The 14,606-nt window shown below is 41.0% G+C and carries 18 protein-coding genes; 4 read left to right on the forward strand and 14 right to left on the reverse strand.

Annotated elements, in window-relative coordinates; translation table 11 throughout:
- Nucleotides 1-316: 316 nt before the first annotated feature.
- On the reverse strand, nucleotides 317-1,618 hold the full coding sequence (eno, locus tag AC4HAO_RS03760; RefSeq protein ID WP_447452153.1) for a surface-displayed alpha-enolase: 1,302 nt from the start codon (nucleotides 1,616-1,618) through the stop codon (nucleotides 317-319).
- 201 nt (nucleotides 1,619-1,819) lie between these two features.
- On the opposite strand from eno, the gene AC4HAO_RS03765 reads away from it, so the two are divergent.
- From AC4HAO_RS03765 to AC4HAO_RS03775, 3 genes are all read left to right on the forward strand, one after another.
- Nucleotides 1,820-2,266 (forward strand): DUF1694 domain-containing protein, encoded by a 447-nt coding sequence (locus AC4HAO_RS03765; protein ID WP_491134627.1) that lies wholly within the window; start codon nucleotides 1,820-1,822, stop codon nucleotides 2,264-2,266.
- A gap of 128 nt (nucleotides 2,267-2,394) precedes the next feature.
- Nucleotides 2,395-2,760 carry a thioesterase family protein gene (locus AC4HAO_RS03770; protein WP_491134628.1) on the forward strand — a complete coding sequence of 122 codons (366 nt, stop codon included), beginning with the start codon at nucleotides 2,395-2,397 and terminating at the stop codon, nucleotides 2,758-2,760.
- Between the two features lie 11 nt (nucleotides 2,761-2,771).
- Nucleotides 2,772-3,173, forward strand: coding sequence for a PaaI family thioesterase (locus tag AC4HAO_RS03775; protein ID WP_491093827.1), 402 nt, complete (start codon nucleotides 2,772-2,774; stop codon nucleotides 3,171-3,173).
- Nucleotides 3,174-3,249: 76 nt separating this feature from the next.
- Here the strand turns inward: AC4HAO_RS03775 and AC4HAO_RS03780 are convergent, their stop codons facing one another.
- From AC4HAO_RS03780 to AC4HAO_RS03800, 5 genes are all read right to left on the reverse strand, one after another.
- Complete coding sequence (locus AC4HAO_RS03780) at nucleotides 3,250-3,981, reverse strand: Sir2 family NAD-dependent protein deacetylase (protein ID WP_491134629.1); 732 nt, start codon at nucleotides 3,979-3,981, stop codon at nucleotides 3,250-3,252.
- A gap of 311 nt (nucleotides 3,982-4,292) precedes the next feature.
- Nucleotides 4,293-4,610 (reverse strand): hypothetical protein, encoded by a 318-nt coding sequence (locus tag AC4HAO_RS03785; RefSeq protein WP_491134630.1) that lies wholly within the window; start codon nucleotides 4,608-4,610, stop codon nucleotides 4,293-4,295.
- Nucleotides 4,611-4,635: 25 nt separating this feature from the next.
- Nucleotides 4,636-4,932, reverse strand: coding sequence for a hypothetical protein (locus AC4HAO_RS03790; protein ID WP_491134631.1), 297 nt, complete (start codon nucleotides 4,930-4,932; stop codon nucleotides 4,636-4,638).
- 8 nt (nucleotides 4,933-4,940) lie between these two features.
- A complete protein-coding gene (locus tag AC4HAO_RS03795; RefSeq protein ID WP_491134632.1) occupies nucleotides 4,941-6,257 on the reverse strand; it encodes a hypothetical protein in 1,317 nt (438 codons plus the stop codon).
- Entirely contained in the window at nucleotides 6,248-6,862 is a 615-nt protein-coding gene (locus tag AC4HAO_RS03800) for a hypothetical protein (RefSeq protein ID WP_491134633.1), read from the reverse strand. Before AC4HAO_RS03800 ends, AC4HAO_RS03795 begins: the two co-directional genes overlap by 10 nt.
- Before the next feature lie 361 nt (nucleotides 6,863-7,223).
- Here AC4HAO_RS03800 and AC4HAO_RS03805 point away from each other — a divergent pair, with 361 nt between their 5' ends.
- Entirely contained in the window at nucleotides 7,224-7,424 is a 201-nt protein-coding gene (locus AC4HAO_RS03805; protein WP_491134634.1) for a helix-turn-helix domain-containing protein, read from the forward strand.
- 93 nt (nucleotides 7,425-7,517) lie between these two features.
- Here the strand turns inward: AC4HAO_RS03805 and AC4HAO_RS03810 are convergent, their stop codons facing one another.
- The 8 genes from AC4HAO_RS03810 to lacA form a co-directional block, all read right to left on the reverse strand.
- Nucleotides 7,518-7,787: a DUF3884 family protein gene (locus tag AC4HAO_RS03810; protein WP_491134635.1), complete on the reverse strand. Its 270-nt coding sequence runs from the start codon at nucleotides 7,785-7,787 to the stop codon at nucleotides 7,518-7,520.
- Nucleotides 7,788-7,803: 16 nt separating this feature from the next.
- Complete coding sequence (locus AC4HAO_RS03815; protein ID WP_491134636.1) at nucleotides 7,804-8,700, reverse strand: aldose 1-epimerase family protein; 897 nt, start codon at nucleotides 8,698-8,700, stop codon at nucleotides 7,804-7,806.
- A 192-nt stretch (nucleotides 8,701-8,892) separates the two neighbouring features.
- Nucleotides 8,893-10,299 (reverse strand): 6-phospho-beta-galactosidase, encoded by a 1,407-nt coding sequence (gene lacG, locus AC4HAO_RS03820; RefSeq protein WP_491134637.1) that lies wholly within the window; start codon nucleotides 10,297-10,299, stop codon nucleotides 8,893-8,895.
- An 11-nt stretch (nucleotides 10,300-10,310) separates the two neighbouring features.
- A complete protein-coding gene (locus tag AC4HAO_RS03825) occupies nucleotides 10,311-12,017 on the reverse strand; it encodes a lactose-specific PTS transporter subunit EIIC (protein ID WP_491093816.1) in 1,707 nt (568 codons plus the stop codon).
- Between the two features lie 2 nt (nucleotides 12,018-12,019).
- Nucleotides 12,020-12,334, reverse strand: a complete 315-nt coding sequence (gene lacF / locus AC4HAO_RS03830) for a PTS lactose transporter subunit IIA (RefSeq protein ID WP_491134638.1) — start codon at nucleotides 12,332-12,334, stop codon at nucleotides 12,020-12,022.
- 24 nt (nucleotides 12,335-12,358) lie between these two features.
- Nucleotides 12,359-13,339, reverse strand: coding sequence for a tagatose-bisphosphate aldolase (lacD, locus tag AC4HAO_RS03835; protein ID WP_491093814.1), 981 nt, complete (start codon nucleotides 13,337-13,339; stop codon nucleotides 12,359-12,361).
- 157 nt (nucleotides 13,340-13,496) lie between these two features.
- Entirely contained in the window at nucleotides 13,497-14,012 is a 516-nt protein-coding gene (lacB, locus tag AC4HAO_RS03840; protein WP_447452171.1) for a galactose-6-phosphate isomerase subunit LacB, read from the reverse strand.
- 30 nt (nucleotides 14,013-14,042) lie between these two features.
- The gene (gene lacA, locus AC4HAO_RS03845) at nucleotides 14,043-14,471 is read right to left on the reverse strand and encodes a galactose-6-phosphate isomerase subunit LacA (protein ID WP_491134639.1); all 429 of its coding nucleotides are present in this window, start codon (nucleotides 14,469-14,471) and stop codon (nucleotides 14,043-14,045) included.
- Nucleotides 14,472-14,606: the final 135 nt, after the last annotated feature.

Here is a 14,606-nt window from a genome sequence, read left to right on the forward strand (position 1 = left end):
ATGACTTTTTAAACTACTGCTCCTGTCAGAGCTACCTTGCTTTTTTAAAACTTTTTCCAAGCTTAGTTTTGATCTTTTAACCTAATCTTACTCTTTGTTCCCCCTTTTTGCAAGCGCTTTTAAAACAATCAATAGGCCTTTAGACAGTACGGTCAGATTACTAGATAGAATACTTGAACAAAAATAGCAGTTTTAAACTTAGGAGCTGCCGCTAGCAAGACAGACAGTTTTCAGTTTATCTATAAAAACAAGAAAAAGCTACTAGAATCTCTCCTAGCAGCTTTAGGGATAATGCTATCAACCTAATGATAGAACCTTATTTTTTAAGGTTATAGAATGAGTTGATACCTTTGTATTGAGCAACTTCACCAAGTTGATCTTCAATACGAAGCAATTGGTTGTACTTAGCCATACGGTCAGTACGTGACAATGAACCTGTCTTGATTTGACCAGCGTTCGTTGCAACTGCGATATCAGCGATTGTTGAATCTTCTGTTTCACCTGAACGGTGTGATACAACAGCAGTGTAGCCAGCTTCTTTCGCCATTTCAATAGCTTCGAATGTTTCAGTCAAAGTACCGATTTGGTTAACCTTGATAAGGATTGAGTTAGCAGCACCTTCCTTGATACCACGCGCAAGGTAGTCAGTGTTTGTAACGAAGAAATCGTCACCAACCAATTGAACACGGCCACCGAGACGTTCCGTAAGAGCTTTCCAACCTTCCCAGTCATTTTCATCCATACCATCTTCGATAGTGATAATTGGGTATTTGTTTACCAGCTCTTCAAGATAGTCAATTTGCTCTGCAGCAGTACGTTTCGCACCAGTTTCGCCTTCGAATTTAGTGTAGTCGTAAACACCATTTTCGTAGAATTCAGAAGAAGCACAGTCAAAACCAAGCATAATTCCGTTTTCACCAGCTTCGTAACCAGCTGCTTCAATAGCCTTAAGGATAGTTTCTACACCATCTTCAATGCCGTCAAAGCGAGGGGCAAATCCACCTTCGTCACCAACAGCTGTCTCAAGACCACGTTCTTTAAGGATTTTCTTAAGAGCATGGAAGACTTCTGCACCCCAGCGAAGACCTTCTTTAAATGTTGGTGCGCCAACTGGCATAATCATGAATTCTTGGAAAGCGATTGGAGCGTCTGAGTGAGAACCACCGTTGATGATGTTCATCATTGGAGTTGGCAATACTTTCGTATTAAATCCACCAAGGTAGCTGTAAAGAGGCACTTCGAGGTAGTCAGCCGCAGCGCGTGCAGCAGCGATTGACACACCAAGGATAGCGTTTGCACCCAATTTACCTTTGTTTGGAGTACCATCAAGAGCAATCATAGCACGGTCGATAGCTTGTTGATCGCGCACATCGTAACCGATGATAGCTTCTGCAATGATGTTGTTTACGTTGTCAACAGCTTTTTGAGTTCCAAGTCCGCTGTAGCGAGATTTGTCACCGTCACGAAGCTCAACAGCTTCGTGTTCACCAGTAGAAGCTCCTGAAGGAACCATTCCACGTCCAAAAGCACCTGATTCAGTGTAAACTTCTACTTCAAGTGTTGGGTTACCGCGTGAGTCAAGGACTTCGCGTGCGTAAACATCAGTAATAATTGACATTACAATACTCTCCTTATGAGTTTAATTTTTTTACACCCTCATCATAACACAATCCTTGTTAATAAGCAAACAAGAACCAAACTCAGATTAATGATTTTGACATTATAAATAATATTATAAGTCGTGCTTTATCCCAGTTTCTTTTCCTATTTATCTCTTCCAACAATCTTGTGGTAAAATGGTGATAAGAGAGGTAACACTATGGACAATTTAGAAAAGAAATTGAGAACCGCGGCCTCCGGTGAAACTAGGCTAAATCCTGATGAAATGAGGCAGTACTTAGGAACATTCAGGGAGCGAATCTTACTGACAGTTGACAAAAATATGGGCAATCGCGATGATGTTAAGACAGCTTTCCCAAAGATTTTAGCCAGTCTCAACTCCCAATACAGTACGGTTAAAGTTAAGTCCTGCCCCAATCTTACCCAAAGCAACCAGCTGCTCTATATGAAGATGGCTCAAGAGGCTGGAGTTAGTTTTACTAATGTTAATGAGAAAGGGATACACCCTTTTGATCTTATCGTTCATACGGACAAAGCTGTCAATCAGGAGGAAACGGATATTTTTAAAGTCTTCTCCTCCTACTTTGAAACCAAGCAAGCAGCTCCAGACGCAAGTAAAGGGTTCTGGAAAAGGTTGTTTAAATAGGCTAGGAACTGTTATCAACAGATCAAGAAATTTTTAGATAAGCTGAACGAACTTCTCCTTGCCTTAATCACTTTCTATTCTGGTCAATCTTATTGCACCCTTATTTATGAATACAAGAAGGGACTATTATGACAATATTTAAGCACACTTACACGACAAATGAGCAGCACTCCGCCAAGGTCCTTGGCTCAGGATCTCTGAATGTTCTAGCAACACCAGCTCTCGTGGCATTTATGGAAAATGCTTCCTGCCTAGCAATTGCGCACCTTTTGCCTAAGGAGCAGACAACTGTAGGAACAGCTATTGATGTTCAGCATTTGGCTGCTAGCAAAATAGGTGACAAGGTCACGGTCTTTGTTAAACACTACCAGGTAAAGGATCGTCATTTTGAATTTGATATTGAAGCTTATGTAGAGGAAAAATTGATTGGCAAGTCCAAACATCAGCGCGTCGCTGTCGATGCCCAACAATTTTTAAACCATTTGAATCATTAAGGAAGATAAATATGACAACCGAGCACTACTTACATGAAATTAAAATTTTTGAGAATGGTACCATTGACACATTTGAATTTGGTCATGTTGTGATTAAGACTGAAATTGTCAGCTCTTCTCTTAACTACTACGGCCACGCGCACGGTGGCTATTTATTTGCCATGTGTGACCAAATCAGCGGCCTAGTCTCCATTTCGACAGGTTTTGATGCGGTGACTCTGCAATCAAGTATCAACTACCTAAAGTCAGGGAATTTAGGGGACAAGCTAACTATTGAAGGTAGCTGCATTCATAACGGCAGAACCACCAAGGTCATCGATGTCACCATTAGCAATCAAGACAAGGAACTCATGGCCAAGGCTAGCTTTACCATGTACGTAACTGGCCAGCATGAGGAAGAAACAATCCAGTAGGAAGTGTGTGATCAACCACGGTCAGCGTGGTAATAAAACAATCGAGTGGCTATCTGACTCATTAAAAAAGCGCCTGTCAAGCGCTCCTATTAATCTTCAAAAAATTTCGAAAATCTTTTTGGATAAATGCAATATCGGGGTGGCTCCTTGCCACCTCATTTTTTTCCTTACCCAGCCAGATAATTTTTGCAGGATCTTGTTGCAGAACGAGGCCTGCCAAAGGGTAGACTTCCAAGGTTGACCCAATAACAAGGATGAGATCACTGAACTGAGTCCAACGAGCTGCCAAGGCTAAATTGTCAGGATCAATGGCATCTCCGTAGAGGACAATTTCCGTGTCGACATGATCTGCTAGAATAGCTATAGGATCACTGGTTAGCAGGGCGTGGACATGTCTTATGATAGCTTGATCATCCCGCAAATCAATTTCTTGAAAACAGCTTTGGCAAATCCCTCTGTCAGCCTTGCCATGAAATTCAATAATATCCTTTGAACCAGCCTGACGGTGAAGGCCATCAATATTTTGTGTCAGGACAGGGACTGCCTGCTTAGCTATCCAACGATGAACCTTGTTGGGCTCCAGTCTTTGTAAAAATTGTTGCTTATGCCACTGCCAGAATTCTCTAGGATAAGCTTGGAAAAAGGGACGTGATAAAATTTCACGGGCCTGAAAATAACGCTCATGGAGGTTCATTCCCTTCATGGCGGTATAGTCAGGAACCCCCGATAGGGTCGAGACACCTGCACCAGTGACAATAAGGGGGTTCTGAGCTGATTGGATGCGTTTTTCGAGGTCTTTTTGGTTCATAGCTGCCTCCTATCTTTTAGTTTTATTATACTACGAAATGAAAGTCTTAGCGTTTTCAGGCCACAGTCACACTTAAAGGGCTATGGAATCTATCTCAGATATTGCCAATGGATAGCTTTAAAAAAGAGTTTGATACCTAAACTCTAGCTACGAGTACAGGAAAAACGAACAAAGATAGAATTTTAATCACTTGAAATTTATCATTGTTCGTTTTTATATGGTATACCTTATAAAATAAGAGCTGATTATTTCTAATAAGAATATTTTTGCTTCAGGCTCAGTGACACGCTACCAATCATTCTTGAGGCCTATCACAAATCGCGGTTGTAAAAGGCTGCTCTTTGTCTAAATACTCTCTCTTCCCCGTTTCTCATCTCCATTAGTTCCTGCCCTTTAAGTTGGAGCTGCTGGCAAAACTCATTGAGATTGCTTTCTAATTCAGCGATATAGGACTTAACCTTCTTGTCTTCGGACAGCCGTTTCTGAGCATCCAGCAGAATATCTTGGTGAGCTTCAAAGGTCTGTCTCGCTTCCATTTGTATATCGGACAGCTGCTGATCAGCTCCACTGTAGGCGTTCATACGTCCCGCGTATGCTTCTGCTAATTCATCAAAACTCATGTTAGACATCTCTCTTACCTCCTTATCAAATTCATTAACGACTAACAGGATTGGTAAAGTTAGGTTCGGGTAAACTGGCTACCTGATTCTTAGCAGCATCGGCTGCCTGTCCCTGAAGAGCTGCCTCCAAACTAGACCTGACTTTAGAAGCAATCTTGGATTTCATCTTTGTTCCCAGAGCTTTTAAATCAGCTTTTAGCTCCTCACCAATCTCTTGGATCTCTGCCTTGGTTGTTAGAACCAAGGCTTTTATCATGATACGTTCTTGTTCTTTTTGAAACTCTTCCTGCGCTTTAGCTAAATCGGCCATCTCTTCTTCTAAGCTTGCCATCTTTCCTCCTATAGCAGTTTGATCTGTTGAGCGTCTTCTCTATCAGTCTCTTCAATACGGTCAGCCGCAGTCGTCAAATTTTCTGATAACTGTGTGACCTTAGAGGCAAACTGGTGGGCTTGAGTCTCATTCTCCGCTTCAACCCCAGACTGCCAGACTTGCCCAAGGGAGAGCTCCGATAACAGGGCTTCAACTTCTCCAGCGGGCAGTGTCTTAGCAATCTCAAGAGCCTGAGTACGCGTGCGCTCGATAATCTTCTCAATCTTTTCTTTAGCTTCTTCCTGTTTCTTCGTTACCTTTTTCTCCTGAGCCTGGACATCTTCTTTGATTTCACTGGCCAGAGAGGTCAAAAGCTCCTTCTTTAGGAGGATTTTCTCAGAGCCGGAAGCAGAGCCAAGGCGCTTGGTCAAGACACTGACGCTGGCATTTTTCATCTTGCTCTTATCTACTGAAAGGTTTTGGTTAGCTTTGCCTTTCTTAGCTTTGACCTTGCGCTTCTTCTTAAAAGAACCATAGGTATCGTTGTACTCATCTAGGTAGTCCTGAGTGCTCTTAAAGGGATTATGGTCATGCTTGGCTTGATACTTGGCGACCTTTTTGGCCTGCTCCTTAGTCATGCCAGAACAGAATTGGTGGTGCTTGACGTACCAATTCACATCAGGACCATTGCCTTTGATATGAGCATATGCAAAATCATGGTCACTTATGGGATTGAGGTCATGTTTACCTTCAACAACCACCTTTTTCCCGTAAGGAATTTTTCCACCTTTATTGAGCCAAGTTAGATCCTTACCAGAATCAGTATAGATAGTGGCATGTTTATCCAAATACTTTTTATCTTCCTCGGTAATATCTCCATTATCATAAGCTGCTTGAGCTCCCCAGTCCGCAAAATTGGTGACTTTATCCACTTTATGGTCGGCAGCTACTTTAGCAACAGCAGGACCAGACTGACTGTAGCCAGACATGTTAGTGATTTCTCCGCCGTGGTTATCAACCTTCTTTTCGGTATCATTATAAAACTTTTCAACATCATCATACTGGGGTGTCATTCCACCAAAAGCTTGAATCGCATTACCTGTTGAGTCATTGATTCCAGGCTGGGTACCATAGACAGCTATTGAGGTTTGTTCGTAATCTACCGAACCATCTTTGTTTACTGGAGCTACTGCAACAGCTTGGGTGGTGCCATCCGTAGAATTAACTACTTCATAATACTCAGGATTTTTCTTCGTTCCAAGATTTATCCTTGTCCCTGGTTCTGCAGATGCATTATCTTGTACCTTTCCCTGTAAATCTTGCATTGTTTCATCGGTTAATGCCATTTGGTATAATCTCCTTCCTTAATTTCAGTATTATAAACGATCTTAGCTAGAGGACTTCCTTCTTTATCTTGTTCCACCCCATCTAATTGATTATCTTTAGTCAAAGCATCTATATTATCATCAATTTCTTTTACGCTTGTAAACTTGGCCTTAGCTGGAAGCTCTTCATACTCTTGAACTTCAATTTTTGAACCATTATCCGACTCTAGTTCAATAATTTCCTCATTCGTAGCACCATCAAAATCTAACCAAATACCTTCGCCAAGACCATATCCTCCATAATTAATCCTATTAATTGTTGTCCCTAATAATGCCTTATTTCCTTTATTATCATATATTATAGGCACAATATGAGCATTCTGCATCCCACCTCGTCTGATAAAAATAGGAGAAAACTCAATCTTTTTCACACCTGAATAATGCTCTGTAATATAGGTTGCAATCTGTTCCTCGTACAACCTAAATCCATGTTGATAAAGCTCCCTTGCTTTTTGCTTTTCCATATAATATCGTCCTCCTATTATTCCAATAATTAAAACAATCACACCAATAAAACCACCCAACACAAGCCATAAAGCCTTGTGTCTTGTTTTACCTCTTGCCATAAAACACCGCCTTTACGTTATTTTACAAATGAACTAAGGGGTAGTTCCCTTATAGAATAACATAAAGTCAAAAGATCATTAACCCCTCATAATCTGCCCAAGCTCCTCAATCCGCAAAATTTGTAAAGGGATCTCTAAAAGCCAAAATTTTATCATTTAAAATAATGTTCTATCAGTATTCTTGAGTGATTATGATATCTAAAACGTGAATTTTCAGAAATACTTATAATTTTTTCGATGGCAGGCCATCTCGATAGAATAGAAACGAATTCCTCTCTTACTGAAAGTAATTCGTTTTAATTATAGTCAACACAATAAGTGTGTTATCTTACACCTATCATAGTTGTTAGGAGGTGTAAGCATGATTTCATATCGGCCATTTTATGAAACCTTATTTAAAAAATCAATGACCAAATATGAATTGATTGTCAAATATGGAATCAGTGCTAACACCATCCACAGAATGAAAAAGGGTGAAGCCATTACGACCAAAACCCTAGATAATTTATGTTTAGCCCTTGAGGCACCTGTTGAAGACATCATTGAGTATATACCTGATTAGAATTTATAAAAGCAGGCAGATTTTCCCTACTTTGGGTATAAATCTGCCTGCTTTTTATATTCATATTAATTTGCTGACTTTTATCTTCCTTTATCATTTTGAAAAAGGAAGGTGATCCTGGCTAAAGATTACCTGATCTTCAGTCAGACCCGTTAGATTTAGAAATTTTGTCTTAAACTCTTCTAGAGAGTCCTCAGAATGACCATACCACTCCTCACCGCTGGTAATATACCATTTGGCAGGGGATTCTATTTCCGTGATCCCTTGAGGGATATGAGATTTATCTTTAAAAGTAATCAGGTAAACTATTTCAAAAGCAGCTGCTATAAATTTATTTCGCAAAGCTTTTAAAGATTCTAACACGACAGGTACCTGCTTTCTAAAGGATACCAATGCTGAATGACTTGCAATCGGTTTGCTTGGGCTCGACCAAACTAACACTGCGCTTATCTTCAAAATAATCAGACTCATCCAAGGAAGTCGACAGACCACTCCATGGTTCAAGAGCGACGAAAGGACTTTGATTGACAGTAGACCAAAGTACCAGATAGGGGAAATCTGAAAAATCTAGTTGAATACCCTTGTGATGCTTATGGGAACGTAGAGTGACACTTCGGGATTTAAGACGATCCAGTGTCAGGGCATCGCGGGCAAAGAGACGATAATCCAAGTCAAGCTTTTTCTGATGATTTAAAAAGGGGAGTCGGTCATTGAGATCTAGCAGTCCCGTATCTGGAAATGAACGCGGAATTGTGCAAGTTTCTTCCTCTTCAAATTCAAGATAATAATCGTCATATCTGTCAGTTTCCAGCAGGGGACAGTTGAAGCCTGGATGACCGCCAATAAAGTAGGGTAAAGTCTTATCTTTTTCCTCATTGGTTACTAGGTAGGTCGTACGGATCCTTTTTCCCGATAAACTGTACTTAATTTTCAAATGAAAATGATAAGGATAGGCTCTCAGCATTTTTTCTGTCGGCCTTATCGAAAAGGTAACAGTGTCCTCAGAAATCTCATCTACCGTGAAATATTCCTTACGAACCAATCCATGTCTAGGGATATTGCCTGTAAAATGCGGGCGGTTTGCTGGTTTGTAAACCGTCCAATTCATCCGTAAGCTGCCGCAGATAGGGAAGAGTACCGGAGCTTGAGAACTCCAATATTCAGGATCCCCCTGCCATAAATATTCAAGCCCATCCTTGTCCTTGATTGATGTCAGAGCAGCGCCAAACTCTGATAATTGGACGGCCAATTCGTCATTTTTTAATGTAATCGTCATTATTGTCCTCACTTAGCTTATATTTTCAATCAAAACAAGACAAGAGCCCCAATTAAACACTGTGACTCTTGTCTGGCTACGGTCTTTTCTGAAATTGAGAAAAGGGTTTAGTTATATTATTAGGTGGAGATTTCAATTAATAATGGAGAATATTTGAAAGTTACAAGACAGAAAACCAATAAGATCTACTGATTAATCAACTTGTTGGGTTTTAGCTAACTTTTTATACCAGTGCGCACTCTTTTTAGGGTAGCGCTCCTGCGTATCAAAATCAACATAGAAAAGACCGTAGCGTTTCTCATAGCCATTGGACCATGAGAAAACATCCATCAAGGACCAGATGAAGTAGCCTTTGACATTGGCACCATCAGCAATGGCATCAGCAAGAACCTCTAGGTGCTTTTTGACGTAGTCAATGCGAGCGTCATCATAAACAGTATGGTCGATAAATTCATCTTTGTAGCCAAGACCATTTTCAGTGATATAGATCTTTTTATAATTAGGATAATCTTTTTTCACGCGCATGATCTGGTCATACAGGCCCTGCGGGTAAATAATCCAGTCCCAATCTGTTTTTGGAATATGGGTTGGCGCTTCTCTGCGCCCGACACCTTTAATTTGGTATTTAGAACTGCCTTTTTCGCCCTTACCATTATGGATAATTTCCGTTTCGCCATCAAAAGCCTGCATCCAATCACTCATATAGTAGTTGATGCCCAAGAAGTCATTCAAATCCTTGGCAGCTTTAAGAGCTGCAAAATCGTCATCGCGCAGATCCAGTTTTCCGCCGTTGACAGCTAAGATATGGTTGACCCCTTCCATGGTTTTATCCGAGTATTCTCCCAAATAAGTGGCATCAAGGATAAATTTATTGTGGATGATATCTTCCAGTTCTGCAGCACGCACATCAGCTGGGTTAGACGGATCGTAAGGATACTTGGTCGGCAGGGCGTGAACCACACCAATTTCACCAGAGTAGCCGCCATCTTTAAAAGCTTTCACTGCACGGGCATGGGAAACCATCATATTATGATGGGACTGGAAAACCTTAGCTAAGTCATACTTAATACCCGGCGGAAATTTTCCTACCAGATACTGGCCATCGCCAATCGGTCCGATTTCATTGAAGGTTGTCCAGTAGTTAACCTCAGGAAACTCTTTAAAACAGAACTCTGCGTAATCAACAAAGTGATCCATATTTTCCCGATTGAGGAAGTCTCCATTAGCATGGAGGGCTGCAGGGGTATCAAAATGATGCAGAGTCACAAAGGGTTCAACATGACGCTTGTGGCATTCGGCAAAGAGCTTGTGATAGAACTCAATTCCCTTAGGATTAACGTCTCCAAAGCCTGTCGGAAAAATCCGCGACCAAGCAATAGAAATGCGGATACCGTTGACGCCAAATTCTTCGGCCAATTTCAAGTCAACAGGATACTTGTGGTAAAAATCGCTGGCAGGTTCTGCTGTGTACCAATAATTATCTTCCAGATATTTGTCCCAAGCAACAGGACCCTTACCTTCTCCTTTGGTGACCCCTTCTGCTTGATAAGCAGCAGTTGCACCACCAAAGATAAAGTCTTTCGGTAATGTTTTAGTCATTTTATGACCTCTCAATCTTTAAATTGCTCTTCAACAAAGGCCAGAGCTCCCTGACCATCACGTGTCAGCTTGATGTATTGAGCTCCCTCAGTCTTAGCTAATTTAATACCAAGTTTGTCTGTTTCAGCCTTCATATCATCGTAGTTAGAAGCCACTTGCGGTGCCAGAATAACTAACTGATACTGCGGCAGGATTTCACGGTGAGCACCGTAGCTGCCGGCAGCTGCTTTAACAGGTGCTCCATATTCTGCTGCTGCCTTATTGAGAGCATTAGCTAAGAGACCGCTGGTCCCACCACCAGCACATAAAACTAAGACATTTGTTTGTTCGGTGATTGTACTATCTGCCGCTTCTTCAGTAGCACCGGCATTTTCAAGAATAGCATCTGCTTTTTTAGTGTCAAAGTTAGCGGCAACTTTTTCTTTGAGGGCAGCAGAAGTTGACTGACCTGAGGCTTCTTCTGCCAAGATTTGTTCATCATAGACCTTAACAAATGGATAGTAGATGGCAACATCAACCACAATTAGAAGGGCGGCAAGGATAAAGGATAGAATTTGGAAATTCGTTCCCAAAACCAAACCAAGAGGCGCTGGTGTTACCCAAGGCAGATTGGAAGTGAAACTGTTCATTCCCAAAGTATCCACAAAGAATTTAAAGAGCCAAACATTGACAATCGGTGTTAAAATGAAAGGAATAAAGAAAACTGGATTGAGAACAAGCGGTGCCCCAAACAAGATTGGTTCATTAACGCCAAAGAAAGTAGGTACGACAGAAGCCTGTCCGATAGCCTTGTTACGTTTTGACTTAGTCAACCACATGAACATGAAAGGAACAACAAGTGTCGCACCTGTACCACCCATGGTAACGATAAACATCTGTGTGCCTGAAGTCAGGATCTTATCCGCATGCTCACCAGCACGCAAGAGGTTGAGGTTGACTTCTGCATTAGCATAAGTGATGGCTGCAATAGCCGGTTCAACAATAGAAGGACCATGAATACCAACAAACCAGAAGAAGGCAAAAGCTCCAAAGATAAAGGTAATTCCGACATAACCATCCGCAGCTGAGAACAAAGGTGCCAAGAGAGTTCCGATTGATTCGGCAACATTAACACCCAGGAACTGCTGAACAAGCAGCTGAAGAGCATAAAGAACAACAACTGACAAGGTGAATGGAATCAAATCTTTAAAGACTTGGGAAATATTAGGCGGTACCTCCTCAGGCATATGAATGGTCACATTATTTTTGACACAGACCTTGTAAATGTTAACCGTGATAAAGGCTGCGATAAAAGCTGTCAGCAACCCCTTTGTTCCCATAAAAGCACTGAGGAAGCCGCCTTCTTTTGCTGGTTCTGCTGCCATGATAAGAAATCCAACCATAGATGCCAGCATCGTTGAGATGAAGTTCATCTGATTGGTATCTTCTAGCTGACGGTTCATAGAATCTGTCAAAGCCTTAGCTGTTGTCCCTGCAACAAAGAAACCAAGAATACCCATAGAATAGTTATAGGGCGTCATTAAAAGATTTTCAATCTCTTTACTCCAATGAAAGCCCCAAGAATTTGGAACGTAGGCAATCAGGATAAAGATACTGGAAAATAAGATAACAGGCATACCAGCAATAAAGCCGTCACGAATAGCACGCAGATAGATATTCCGGGAAATCTTTTCAAAGAAAGGTTTTCCTTTCTCAATCTGAGCAATCAATGTGTTCATAATTAACTCCCTCTTCTATACAGTTCAATTAGGTGCTTCATCAAATCTTTCAGCAGGATGGTTGTCATCAAATGATCTTGACCATGCATCAATGTGACACTTAGCTCAATAGCATCGCCTTGCGCTTCTTTCGTTAAAAGACTTGTCTGAGCATTATGCGCATCGGCAATACAGCTTTCTGCCGCTGATACTAGTTCATCAGCCCTAGAATAGTCTCCCAGCTGGGCTGCATTCAAAGCTTCAAGTAATTTTGAACGCGCATCTCCAGCGTAGGCCACAATTTCAAACCCCAGTAGAGTTGCTTCTTCTCTGTTCATGGTGATTCCTCCTTTTTAAAAACATTAAACTTTTGTTTTCCATGATGTTGCTGTCTCTTGCAGCACTTTATTGAGTTCATCAATATTGTGGAACCCTGTTGTCCGCAGCCATTCACGAGCAGCCTCTTCTCCCTTTTCGATGTAATCTTTGACACTGCCTGCCCAAGTAGCGCGGCCGCAAAGAACACCGTTAAAGTTTGCTCCCGATTCATGAGCAAAAACAAGCGTATCTTGGAACAATTTAGCAGATACACCAGCGCTCAGGTAAATATAGGGAAGGTTAGTTGCTTGGTCCTGCTGTTTAAAGAAAGCTGCCGCCTCTGCTTTGCTATAGATAACTTCTCCATCACCAAAACCTTCAACATAATTCATATTAACAGGAACTTCAACCTTAAGCACATCAATGTTAAAGCGTGGATTAGAGAAAACCTTCATTGCTTCAATAACCTTATGAGGTTTAACTTTAGCATACTCAGGACTCTTTGCATCGGCAATCTTTTCATCGTAGGCTAGAATCTCTAAGAAAAATGGGATATCTTCTGCCACACATTCAGAACCAACGCGTTCAATATAGGCTTGTTTTTGCTGATTAAGCTCATCAGAACTGTCTACATCATAATAAAGCAAGAACTTAACAGCATCTGCCCCTTGTTCTTTGATACGCTTAGCGGACCAGACATCCAAGCAGTCTGGCAAACGTTTGGTACTTGAGGTATCGTAACCTGTTTTTTCATAAGCCAGCAAGAGACCTGCATTTTCCGCAAGAGCCTTCGTTGCAGGCAGGCCGTACTCTGGATCCAAGAGCATTGATGACGCATAAGGAGTCAATTCTTCCGCAACCAAGACTTTTAACTCTTCCATTTGCGCAACAGTAGGTTCCTCATCCTGATGCTCAGCCATCAAACGTTTCAAGGCACCGCGTTGGTCAAAGGCTAAAGCTGAGATGATTCCCTTATCATCGCTTAATTTCTCCATATACTTACGTTTTTGTTCTGTCAATACCATTTTTACTCCTCTTATATTCTAGATTAAGCTTACGGTCTATAATTCTTTATTAATACCCAAAGGAAAATCAAAATCCAACTGAGTGATAGTCTGTGGACAATGCCCGATTACAGTGAAGTCAACAGTACATTATTCTGATTTTTAAAGAGTATAAGCATTAGTCGTGGTACTCTCCGCGATCCCACTTGTCCAAAAATTCTTTAAAAAAATTTGGATCAGCCTGATTAGCATTTGAGCTTTCCAGATGAGAAATTTTTGCAATCAATTTTTTATTTTCGTCGGTTTCTTTGTAGTCAGCCTTGATAAAAGCCTCAATAATATCATTCATTAGAAGACCACCGGTAATTTTTCCACCGAAACTGATAATATTAGCGTTAAGTTCTTCTTTAGCATAAAGGGCAGAGGTCATATCACGAACCAATGCAGAACGTACCCCTGGTACTTTATTAGCTGCGTTAGAAATACCAACACCAGTACCACAGATACAAACGCCAAGATCAGCTTGACCGCTGACAACAGCTTCGCCGACCTTTTTCCCAAAGATAGGATAGTGGGTTCGAACATGGTCATAGGTTCCAAAATCAAGTACCTCATACCCTTTTGATTTTAAAAATTCTGAGACAGCCATTTTTTCATCTGTGACGATATGATCACAACCGATAGCAATTTTCATTTTTAGATCCTCCAGTTCAAGTTACTTCTCTTAGCACATCTTATTAAGCATATCCACACGAATTTGGTGGCGGCCGCCATCGTAGTGGCCTTCGACAAAACCTTTAACAATATTCTTAGCTAACTCATCACCGACAATTTCAGCTCCCATAGTAATTATGCGGGCATTATTGTGAGCACGTGTCATATAAGCCGAGCGCTCATCCGATACTTCTGCTGCAATCATCCCTTTAACTTTGGTTGCTACCATGAAGGGACCAGCTCCGTAAGCATCAATTACTATACCTAAATTGTCATCTGTTTCATTAACCTTGCTAGCAACTGCTAAGGTTACGTCAATAAAATCCTCTTGAGCTCCATCGTTAACATCAAGGACATCAAGATTTTTTTCTTGCAGATAAACCTTGATAAGCTCTTTTAGTCTTCCTCCTGCCTTATCGGCACCAAGTACAATAGCCATCTTCGTTCTCCTTTGTTTGTTTTTGTTTGTTACATGGTAATAATAAACCATTGCAAACATTTTGTCAAGAAAAAACTGATTATTTTTGTTTGTTTTAAAAACAACTCTGTAATCCCTTACTTTATTGGTTTTATA

The organism is Streptococcus sp. ELY_137, assembly GCF_058314515.1.

Bases quoted from the DNA above. Each gene is read 5' to 3' on its own strand.
- eno (WP_447452153.1), bottom strand. From the start codon at position 1,618: ATGTCAATTATTACTGATGTTTACGCACGCGAAGTCCTTGACTCACGC.
- AC4HAO_RS03765 (WP_491134627.1), top strand. From the start codon at position 1,820: ATGGACAATTTAGAAAAGAAATTGAGAACCGCGGCCTCCGGTGAAACT.
- AC4HAO_RS03770 (WP_491134628.1), top strand. From the start codon at position 2,395: ATGACAATATTTAAGCACACTTACACGACAAATGAGCAGCACTCCGCC.
- AC4HAO_RS03775 (WP_491093827.1), top strand. From the start codon at position 2,772: ATGACAACCGAGCACTACTTACATGAAATTAAAATTTTTGAGAATGGT.
- AC4HAO_RS03780 (WP_491134629.1), bottom strand. From the start codon at position 3,981: ATGAACCAAAAAGACCTCGAAAAACGCATCCAATCAGCTCAGAACCCC.
- AC4HAO_RS03785 (WP_491134630.1), bottom strand. From the start codon at position 4,610: ATGTCTAACATGAGTTTTGATGAATTAGCAGAAGCATACGCGGGACGT.
- AC4HAO_RS03790 (WP_491134631.1), bottom strand. From the start codon at position 4,932: ATGGCAAGCTTAGAAGAAGAGATGGCCGATTTAGCTAAAGCGCAGGAA.
- AC4HAO_RS03795 (WP_491134632.1), bottom strand. From the start codon at position 6,257: ATGGCATTAACCGATGAAACAATGCAAGATTTACAGGGAAAGGTACAA.
- AC4HAO_RS03800 (WP_491134633.1), bottom strand. From the start codon at position 6,862: ATGGCAAGAGGTAAAACAAGACACAAGGCTTTATGGCTTGTGTTGGGT.
- AC4HAO_RS03805 (WP_491134634.1), top strand. From the start codon at position 7,224: ATGATTTCATATCGGCCATTTTATGAAACCTTATTTAAAAAATCAATG.
- AC4HAO_RS03815 (WP_491134636.1), bottom strand. From the start codon at position 8,700: ATGACGATTACATTAAAAAATGACGAATTGGCCGTCCAATTATCAGAG.
- lacG (WP_491134637.1), bottom strand. From the start codon at position 10,299: ATGACTAAAACATTACCGAAAGACTTTATCTTTGGTGGTGCAACTGCT.
- AC4HAO_RS03825 (WP_491093816.1), bottom strand. From the start codon at position 12,017: ATGAACACATTGATTGCTCAGATTGAGAAAGGAAAACCTTTCTTTGAA.
- lacF (WP_491134638.1), bottom strand. From the start codon at position 12,334: ATGAACAGAGAAGAAGCAACTCTACTGGGGTTTGAAATTGTGGCCTAC.
- lacD (WP_491093814.1), bottom strand. From the start codon at position 13,339: ATGGTATTGACAGAACAAAAACGTAAGTATATGGAGAAATTAAGCGAT.
- lacB (WP_447452171.1), bottom strand. From the start codon at position 14,012: ATGAAAATTGCTATCGGTTGTGATCATATCGTCACAGATGAAAAAATG.
- lacA (WP_491134639.1), bottom strand. From the start codon at position 14,471: ATGGCTATTGTACTTGGTGCCGATAAGGCAGGAGGAAGACTAAAAGAG.